The organism is Endozoicomonas sp. SESOKO2 (genome assembly GCF_024606245.1).
GTDB lineage: Bacteria > Pseudomonadota > Gammaproteobacteria > Pseudomonadales > Endozoicomonadaceae > Endozoicomonas_A.
The window spans coordinates 1-9754 of sequence record NZ_JAHHPQ010000432.1 but is presented as its reverse complement, the minus strand read 5'-3'; the positions used below and the strand labels follow the sequence as shown (position 1 = coordinate 9754).

Annotated in this window: 8 protein-coding genes; 5 read left to right on the top strand and 3 right to left on the bottom strand. The window is 48.1% G+C overall.

What is annotated here, in order from left to right; translation table 11 throughout:
- On the top strand, positions 1-659 hold a 659-nt coding region (locus KDK17_RS09595; protein WP_373691583.1), incomplete at its 5' end, for a calcium-binding protein.
- A 55-nt stretch (positions 660-714) separates the two neighbouring features.
- Positions 715-2820 (top strand): ATP-binding cassette domain-containing protein, encoded by a 2106-nt coding sequence (locus tag KDK17_RS09590; RefSeq protein WP_257287938.1) that lies wholly within the window; start codon positions 715-717, stop codon positions 2818-2820.
- On the opposite strand, the gene KDK17_RS09585 is transcribed toward KDK17_RS09590, so the two are convergent.
- From KDK17_RS09585 to KDK17_RS09575, 3 genes are read right to left on the bottom strand one after another with little or no spacing between them, the layout of a single operon-like run.
- Entirely contained in the window at positions 2784-3794 is a 1011-nt protein-coding gene (locus KDK17_RS09585) for a M23 family metallopeptidase (RefSeq protein WP_257287937.1), read from the bottom strand. The genes KDK17_RS09590 and KDK17_RS09585 overlap by 37 nt on opposite strands.
- Before the next feature lie 3 nt (positions 3795-3797).
- Positions 3798-5270 (bottom strand): hypothetical protein, encoded by a 1473-nt coding sequence (locus KDK17_RS09580; protein ID WP_257275179.1) that lies wholly within the window; start codon positions 5268-5270, stop codon positions 3798-3800.
- A gap of 60 nt (positions 5271-5330) precedes the next feature.
- Positions 5331-6602, bottom strand: a complete 1272-nt coding sequence (locus KDK17_RS09575) for a TolC family protein (protein ID WP_257254500.1) — start codon at positions 6600-6602, stop codon at positions 5331-5333.
- A 263-nt stretch (positions 6603-6865) separates the two neighbouring features.
- Between KDK17_RS09575 and KDK17_RS09570 the strand changes: the two genes are divergently transcribed.
- The 3 genes from KDK17_RS09570 (at position 6866) to KDK17_RS09560 (ending at position 9552) form a co-directional block, all read left to right on the top strand.
- On the top strand, positions 6866-7471 hold the full coding sequence (locus KDK17_RS09570; protein ID WP_257254501.1) for a hypothetical protein: 606 nt from the start codon (positions 6866-6868) through the stop codon (positions 7469-7471).
- A complete protein-coding gene (locus tag KDK17_RS09565; protein WP_257254502.1) occupies positions 7471-8751 on the top strand; it encodes an HlyD family type I secretion periplasmic adaptor subunit in 1281 nt (426 codons plus the stop codon). The genes KDK17_RS09570 and KDK17_RS09565 overlap by 1 nt, the downstream gene beginning before the upstream one ends.
- A gap of 459 nt (positions 8752-9210) precedes the next feature.
- Entirely contained in the window at positions 9211-9552 is a 342-nt protein-coding gene (locus KDK17_RS09560) for a hypothetical protein (RefSeq protein WP_257254503.1), read from the top strand.
- Positions 9553-9754 lie beyond the last annotated feature (202 nt).

The window sequence follows — 9754 nt, the reverse complement described above, 5'->3', positions numbered from 1 at the left end:
GTAATGATACGCTTCGTGGCGGTGCCGGGGCCGATACGCTGGACGGAGGGGCGGGTGAAGACACCGTTGATTACAGCAGTGAAACCAGCGGCGTCACGGTTAATCTGGACACTGGTGCAGCCACTGACGGTAGCGGCGCTACTGACACCCTGACCAGTATTGAGAAAGTTCTGGGCTCCAACAATACGGCCTCAGGGGACGATCTCACCGCTTCCAGCACGGTAGCTAACGTACTGGAGGGTAATGCCGGTAACGACACCTTAACGGGTTTTGCTGCAGATCAACTGATTGGCGGAGCCGGTGACGACATTCTCAATGTCGATCTGGCAGCCCTGCAAAACAATGCCACACGGATAGACGGTGGCGCTGACAGCGACACCCTCAATCTGAACAACGGTGGCACCTGGGATCTGGGTAATTTCACCAGCCTTATTGATAATGTTGAAAAGATTGATTTCAGCGATGGAAGTGCCGATACCATCACTATCTCCATGAATGATGTCAGTGCTCTTACCGGAAGTAACAGTCTGACCATTGATGTTGATGGCAGTAACACTGATGGTATTACTGTGAATGATGAGACCAGTGTTGATACCAGTAATGCCAATCAGCACATATACAGCGACGGTACTAATACCATAACCGTCAACTTCCTCTGATGGATTCAGGCCAGTAGGTTCAGAGGGCGCCAGGATAACTAAAAGAGCGCCTTTTATGCTTAAATTCAACCTCAAAGATTGTTTCCTCACCATTTGCCATCATATGGGGGCCGATGTTGTCAGAGAAGATTTAGAGACACTCACGCAAGATGGTCAGGAGTTTGATCATCGGCGCCTTAAACAGGCCGCTGCCTACTGTGGCCTGGACATGATAAAAAAATGCAGCGGACTTAATGATATTACGGAAAACGACTTACCCTGCATCATTCAGTTAAAGAAAAAAAAATTCATGACCATCACCGAAATTCGTAACGGTGAGTATTTTGTAGCATCACGAAAACATCCTCTGGGATTATGGTTGTCTTTGTCACGATTAGCATCGGTTTATACCGGCACGCTTTTCTGTTTCAGTGAACAACAGGACAAAGCCACTGCCAGCAAGCTATTGATGCCTGCCTGGTTTCGCGCACAGATGAACGAACTCCGACCTCACTACGTTCAGGTATTGCTGGCGACCCTGATGGTCAATCTACTGACTCTGGCGCTACCGTTATTCACCAATATGGTGTTCGACAAACTCATCCCAACCTTTGCTACTGATACGCTGCTTGTTCTGGGGATTGGCATGCTGTTGGTAGTGACCTTTGATTTTGTCTTGCGCTGGCTCCGCACTTATTTTGTCGATGAGGCCTGCCGGGTTATTGAAAAGCGCAGTGAACAGTTCATCATGGGCCGCCTTGTTCAGCTGAAACAGAGTGAACTGCCTGACTCTACGGGTCGCATTACCCATGCTGTGGAAAATTTTGCCCGGGTTAAAGAATTTCTGTCCGGAACGGTGGTGTTATCATTTCTGGATGCACCATTTTTTATTCTGTTTACTCTCATAATAGGAATGATCAGTGGCGTCATGGCACTCATTCCTATTGGCATTGCGGCCTGCCTGATACCGATTGCGATATTCAGCTATCGAGGCACGCGTCATCGTGCCAGCCAGCTGACCCGCGCCAACAATGCCAAAAGTGCCTTTCTCTACGAAGTGAGTTCAGAGCTGGAAGCCATTAAAACCCTGGGTGCGACACGCAAGACTCAGGCGCGCTGGCGTAGTTTGGTCACCCGTTCTGCCTGGGCATCGCTGGCCAGTAAACAGTCTAATATTCTGCTCAACACCCTGGTGGCAAGTGCCAGCCAGATTGTGGTCATCGGCATGCTTGTCCTGGGTGTCTTCCAGATACACAGCGGTAATCTTTCGTCTGGCTCTCTGTTTGCCTGCATTATTCTTGGTAGCAGGGCCATTGTTCCGCTGATGAGTCTGGCCATGGCAGTTAATCGCCTAAGCTTCTCCATCAAGGCATTGAAAGAGATTAACGATCTGCTGGGTCTGGCAGGAGAGGATGACTGCAACGATAAGCTCAATGTTCCAACCCTGAAAGGAGTGATTGAATTCGATAAAGTGTCCTATCGATATAAAGCCACGGAACCTGAAATTCTGAAGAACATCAGCCTGAAGATTGAGCCGGGAGAGCGGGTAGCCATACTGGGTGCATCTGGCTCCGGGAAAAGTACACTCATCCGCATGATTCAGGGGCTGGTGGAACCGACTGAAGGCAATGTAATGATCGATGGTCGCAATCTGCAGCACCTTAATCTGGACCATTACCGCAGCCACTTCGCCGTGGCACCTCAAAAACCCTCCGTATTCGCTGGCACACTGAAAAGTAACCTGATGCTCGGACAGAGTTCAGCATCCACTAAAAAGCTGGATGAAGCCTGTTATGGGGCTTGTCTGGATGGATTTGTCCAGAAGTGCTCCCGGGGCTATGCCCACGAAGTTTTAGAACGGGGCGAGAATCTCTCCGGTGGTCAACGACAGGCACTTTGCCTGGCTCGTGCTCTGTTGCGTCGGGGTCGTTTACTGATCCTTGATGAACCCACCAGTGCCTATGATAATTACAATGAAACGCTTTTCTGTCAGCGTCTTCCGGGTATCCTGGAAGACGACCAGACGCTGATTCTTGTCACTCACCGGCAAAACCTGTTGCAATTGGTGGATCGGATTATCGTGATATCGGAAGGTCGTATCATCGGTGACGGTAGTCGCAGTCGCGTGCTGAAGGAGCTCAATTTTCAACGGTCAGTCACATCTTCAACACCTACTGCATAATCAAAAGCCTTTTTAATGGGCGGGAGTGATGTGCGCTTCAGTCTCACCCTCCCCTGCCAGCGGCCCCACAGTTCCGGGCGAATAGCCGGATTATTGATGCCGATGTAATAAAATTGCTGTGCCTTGCCTGATTTCAGTTCCGGGAAAGTATGTGCTTTGACAAGTTCGTCATTGGGTGCAACGAAACTCAACGTTACCTGATCACCCGTTGACAGCCCGATGAACCGGACCCAAAAAAACAGGCGCTGGTTTTTGTCACCAGCACCGTTATTAAAATTTCCACTTTCAATCGACTGGTAGTTGACCGGGGGAGTGCTATTGAAACCCTGATCCAATAGCAACCCCGGGAGGTAGGTTATCCTGTTGTCTTCGATCCCGAGCCACAGACTGTTGAGCGTATCCCCACACTCGCTTCTGTCTGGTTTTCCGATAAACGGGTCAATCGTCTTATTGTGATGTGTCACCTGAAAATGGACATGGGGAAATTCGGTTAATCCCGACAGGCCAATTTCTCCCAGTGACTGCCCCTGTTCGACCTGATCACCTTTTTTGATGGTCAGACTCCCCTTTTTCAGATGGCCATAAATGCTGCGCCAGCCATCCCCATGCTGGATAACAACGGCATTGCCCAGACCGATCTGTTTTATTTCCTTACGTCGGGCAGGTTCCAGATAAGTATCCGCAATGCCATCCCGTGTCGCGACAACCGTGCCATCGGCTGCTGCCAGCACAGAAACACCTTTATTCATTTGGGGCAGGTTAACTAACCTGATATCGGTACCAGAATGGCCGTCATAGGTTTGCTGGCGGCACTGATAGTCGCTGTGGCCCGAAGTGGGGTCATGGTCAACATAGTTTTGGATAAAGCAATCAACACCATAATGACAAGCCACCGGGAAAATAAAATCCAGACTGTTGTCAGCCGAAGCGGCCAGACTCCAGATCAGAGGAATGATATGCCGGTGAACCCTCACGTCTCAATTTCCTTTTATTCTGGCCTTCATATCCTTAATCGCCCTGGACATGGAAATGAACATCTTTTCCATTCGTGACTGCCTGATTTGGCTGTCCTGGTTATCTTCCTGAACTTTATCGGAAAGTGCCTGCAACTGCAGAGAGACACCTTTAAGTTCGGTGGCAGAGGCGTCTGTTTTCTGTGCGATGAATGCTTTCAGCTCGGTGACCTGCTCAGTGGTTTTCCCATGACTGCGCCCCAGAGCCTGCTGCTCATTCAGCAGAGCATTGACAATCTGAACCAGCCGATGCTTGCTTTCCTGTACTGCGCCCAGTGCTTCTATACTGGCATCGGCCTGAGTAGAGAACATCTGGCGCAGTTTTTCTGATTCCCGCAATTGCAGCTCTGCTTGCGCTAACTGATCCGACTGGAGTCTGGCAGAAGTTTCAATATGTTGTTCAGTCCGTAGCAGGGATTCAGACAGCCCGGAGGTCTCATTGGCCAGCTCACGGTGATTATTGTTGAGTAAAGTGATCAGGTTTTGCCACTGCCTGTCATCTGCAGATTGAATACTGATTCTCTTCAGAGTATTGGCGATGGTACTGAGCTGGGTGGTAATCTGCTCCAGTTGCCCGTTTCCGATGGCTGGAGCGGCAGTGGTCGTAGCCGCTCCACCATTAGAACTTCTCTCAACGGTGTGCTCAGCCAGCCAGTTTTCCATGGCAGAGGTGAAGTAATGGCCGGCCTTGTCCAGGCTGAGCAGAAAAATACCCAGCACCAACGAAGTACTCAGACCCATAAGGGAAGAACCGAAGGCGGTGCTCATGCCGCCAAGAGGCCCTTCCAGACCTCGGATCAGCTTGATCAGGGTTTCCATAATATCACCGCCATCCAAGCCTCCTGCCAGATCAGACAGGATGCCCCCGATGGAGCCAATGGTGATGGTGAGGCCAAGGAAAGTTCCAAGTAGTCCGATAAAAACCAGCAGGTCGGTGAAGTAGCGAATGAAGGCGGACTTTTCGCTCATACTGTCCTGCAGAGAGTCTACCAGAGCTCGGGTTGCTGGTGCCGAGAGTCTGATAACACCCAGAGATGCAACATTGTTTTTGAGCAGGGTGACAGTTGGCCCCATCAGGTGCATCTTCAACGGTTTCGGTTTGCCCTGCTCGTTCTGGCTGCTCCTGTCTCTTTGGATGTTCTGATCGCCCGGATCATCCGAACCGTCCTGGTCGGCTTTATTTTCAAACAAGATCTCATCCAGTTTGGCAACCACCAGAACATCATCTTTAAGATGATACACATAGATGAAGCAGAGCACCGAACCGACTATGAATACCGATAAAATCGTACCGTTCAGCGGCAGATTTGACATAAGTGCCGTGATAAAAAAATCTCTGGAAAAATAAACCAGGATAATGCTGGCTACGACGACAAACTGCATACGCCTTATGAAGCTCTCTATTCTTTTCGGGTTGGCAATATGCAGCTCAGACATGTCCTTATTATCCCTTTTTGTCCGTGTTGCCCGTCGTTCTCTCGCCTGTCCTCTGAAACATCATTGGGACTCGTCTGCCAGACTTCGCACTGTGTTGATGACATCATTCAGGTAATAGCGGATTTTCAGCGTACTCTTGTAATACTCAAACCGGAACACGGCGCTCTGGACTCGACTGTTATGGTAATCCCCCTGGGCTGTGGTGATATCCAGCAGGGTCTTTTCACCCAATTCAAATTCTTTGTAATAGAGGTCGACAATTTCGCGGTTGGTTTCCAGTGCCTCTTTATTGACGGCCTTTTCATCTCTTAACTTCAACATCGCGCTGTAAGCTTCCTCTGCCTCTTTTTCCAGTGCCAGTGTTGCCTCTCGTAACTGATGATTAGCCCGCATCACTTTGGCATTAGTTTCATCAACATTGCTTCGGGCCTTGAATCCGTCCCAGATGTCATAACTCATTGTGATACCGGCAGCCTGTGTGCTTGACCATTTGCCGTTGGTGTCCAGAGAGTTTTCCCTGTTGGTTTCAATTTTCAGGTCAAATTTGGGATATAGATCGGAACGGGCTTTGTCTCGATTTTCTTTGGCGAACTCAATGTTTTTTCTGAGAGACTGGATCTGATAACTCCGGGTTGTTGCAAATTCGACCAGTTCCTTCGGGGTTTGCTTGATGACCAGTCCGTCCAGCGAAGGAATTGTCAGGTTTTCTGGCTCAATGTTCGTCAGGCTTTTAAAGGTTTTACGGGCAAACGTCAGGTCTGTCTGATACTGGATCAGCTCAAGCTGGGCATTCTGGCTCAGACTGGTCAGACGCTGAACATCAGATTTGCTGGACGCACCTGTCTGATTTCGGGTTTCAAGGATGCCCAGAAAACGATCGTAAAAGGCGATATTCTCTTTGATATATCTGATCACTTCCTCAAGCTTGAGTATCTCCAGAAAGGTGTTTGAGGTGAGCAGGACGAGCTGCTCACGGCCGTTATTAAGATCCTGCTGGTAGGCATTTAGCTTGTATTTTCTGGCGCTGATCTGGTTAGAAGTCCGACCAAAATCGTACAACACCTGATTAAGAGTTACTGATGATTTGCGCTTTTGCTGCCAGGAACTGTCTGAATTGTTGCTCTTGCCACTTTCCAACTGGAGGGTAACCTTGGGGTGGTAGTTGGCGTAACTCTTGTCCAGTTGAGCCTCTCCAACCTCAACCGTAGCCTCCAGAGACTTCAAGGTCGGGTTGATCTCCAGTGCTTTGTTGACCGCTTCAGGTAACGATAAGGCACTCACTGGAGAGATAAGAATTAATAAACTCACCCCGAGCAGACTTTTTAGTTTCATAAAATTTGATCCTGCCTGTCCTGATTTTTTTGCCGCGTACCCCTACCCCATCTCTTCAATCCAATGGATATAGGACTTTAAAAGCCTCAGAGTCTTATTCGGCCCACAGCACGAAAACTGCAAAGGATCGCTTCTTTTAGTATTCCGTTTTGCGGTAAACATTTATTAAGAAACGCATCAGACAGGCGATAGATAACCAGACAACAGTTGATGTAACGGTTCCTGTTTGAATTTCTACACTACACATCTGCAACTGGAGCACAATGGCTAAAAAAGTTGAAAGCAACCCATGGCCCGGATTTGTGGATGCTCTTTCGACCACACTGCTGGTCTTTGTTTTCCTGGTCGTTGTGTTGGTTATGGTCGTTTCTGCGCTGAGTGTTCAGGTGGGTTATGATATTGCGCAGTCGTCTATTGAAGCTGAGCATGCGGCAGCCGGCTCAACCGAAGGACTGGAATCGGGTCAGCAAGCCTCGGTGGAATCGGATATTGAGAAGGAAATCATTTCTGAAGCCATGAGCGTTAATTTAGAGAGCCAGGTATCCACAGAGATTAAGAGTAAACTCATTCGCATAAAGTACGAAGATTTCAACTCACGTCTTTCTGAAGCGGCAAACAAGGAGCTGGAAGAATGGGTTCAGGCAAACATAGCTGATTTTCAGGGTAAAACGATCCATGTTATTAGCCTGCTCAATAGCAGAAGCCTGGCGAAAACGGTTTCTTACGAAATTGCATTCAACCGAATTTCTCAAGTTCGAAAAATTCTTCTGGATGCTGGCATGCCCGCTGAATTTATCAAAATCAGACTGGACGAATCCGGCACCGAGCAACGAAACCAGGTGGTTATCAAACTGGTGGATAACGAATAATGATGAAGCCACTGCTTACCCGAATGCGGCACCGATCGTTTTCCCGCTATTCCATCATTTTTACCATCACTTTTATCGTTCTGTGTTTTCTGGTCTGGTCAGCCATTATCGAAATAGATGTGGTCGTCAAGAGCAATGGTCGGGTGACTACTTTCAGCAATAACCGTGTGGTTGAGCATCTGGAAGGCGGTATTCTTACCGAACTGCACGTGCAAGAAGGGCAGCGGATTCACAAAGACATGGTATTGTTTACGGTGATGAATCCTTCCTTGACCGAGAATATCAGCATTTTGAACCAAAGACTCAGAGGGCTGACCGCAAAAGCGCAACGATTGTATGCGGAAATGACGGGTAAAGAACTGATCGCTGCGAGCAAACAAAAGACTCGGAATAACGAGCATTATCTTAACGAACAAGAGTTGTATAAAAAACGTGCCAGAAAGCTCAGCGAACAAATCTCCATTGTCCGCCAGCAGATTAACAAAGAAGAAGCCCAGTTATCTGAGCTTGACCAGGTCATTAAGGACATGAAAAACGAACGGGCGGTAGCTCAAAAGCAGTTGGATATACTGACGACGCTTCTTCAGGAAGGTGCTGGTTCGATTCATAATCAGCTGGAAAAAAAGATGGCGTTGCTGAAAATTGAGACCAGAATCAATCAGTCAATGAAACAGATTCCGGTCATTGCTGCCAACCTGTCAGAGCTGCGTTTAAAGAAAAAAAAACTGATGACAGATTTTCGTGAAGAGGCACAGCATAATTACAACAAAGTCCGGTTAGAAATTGTTCAAATTCAGGCACAGATTCACTCTTCCAGTGAACGGCAGGTCCGTAAAAAAGTGGCGGCACCGGTTACAGGTACTCTGCATACCCTGCATGTCAATACTATTGGTGAGGTCGTATCGCCGGGTTCGATATTGGCAGAGATAGTGCCAGATGGAGTTCCCCTGATGGTAGAAGCTATGGTGGCACCACATGACAGAGCCAGAGTCTGGCCCGGTCAGTCAGTGAATGTTCGGGTTTCTGCCTACGATTATACGACTTATGGCTCTCTGAGGGGCAAGGTTCTGGAGGTGAGTGCTGACACTTATGTAGATAGTGTCACGGCTAAGCATTACTACAAGGCTATGATTGAGACGGAAAGTTCAGGGTTTGATGAAAATAATCAGTTGATCCCGGGTATGACCGTTGAACTCAATATACTGGCAGGTAAACGCACGCTTCTTGGTTATCTGCTGGGGCCGTTGTCTGAATCCATTCAATTTACTGCGAGACTGTAATTCAATTTGTGTCAACGCTCGTGGCCCTTATCGGGCTCCACGCTGAGCGAAACTCCGTCCAAAAATCTTAGTGACAAGGGATCCTGAAGTTTAAAAAAACCTGTTGCACCTTTCTATAAAGAGAAGAGAGCGTTGGAATTGATACCCCGCTATTTAAAATAGCTATCACACGGAGGCTGACCGAGAATAGACTGCCCCTCCGCGGCAACTGCTCCTGCATTGCTCTATCAGCCTGTCGAACTTAAGGCTGTCCTACTGCGGTTGTTGTCATTAGCGGAGCTCCCAATTTCTGCTTTCCCTTGGTAGAGAGAAGGTCAGCTACTTCGAATACGTTCAATTTCGAGGTTAATTATCCCTTAGCAAACGTTATGGCCTATTATCTTCCTGTCTGCGCTTCGCTGTGGTCGTTACCTTCCACCCCGCAAGACTTGGTACACAGCTGCCGACCACAGCTTTACCGTGGCGACCATTTCAGGTCGCAAGATTGTACGCGCTTCAAGGCGCACCTCCACCAGTACCATACTGCAACAGTTTGAATACAACTTTCCTATCATTGTGATAGCCATTGCCAATTTCCAGTTTCAATTCCTTGTTTATAAACTTTATTTTATACAACAGGAGGATTACCCCATGAATGCATCCAGCCAGATAGAGAAAAAACAGGATAGTTTCAATGTTCCTGCTCAGCAATCCAACAAGCAAAGTGATTGCAATTTCAACAATGACTATTATGGAGACCGGGTCTGCCGTGCACCTTCTAATCCGAAAGAAATGGCAAAATGCAGAGTTGATCATCAATAAATTCATGATTGAGTACTAAAACTGCCTAAAATCGTTCCGGACGATCCTGTTACTTCCGGGTTTGGATGGGAGCACGAAAATAAACGACGCATTGCTTAAGAAGTTTTGTCGTTCTTTCGGGTGACATTACATTGTCCTGTAACGGATAAACAAAAACCCCAGCCGATCACTCAACTGGGGTTTTGCTTTATTCAATGCCTGG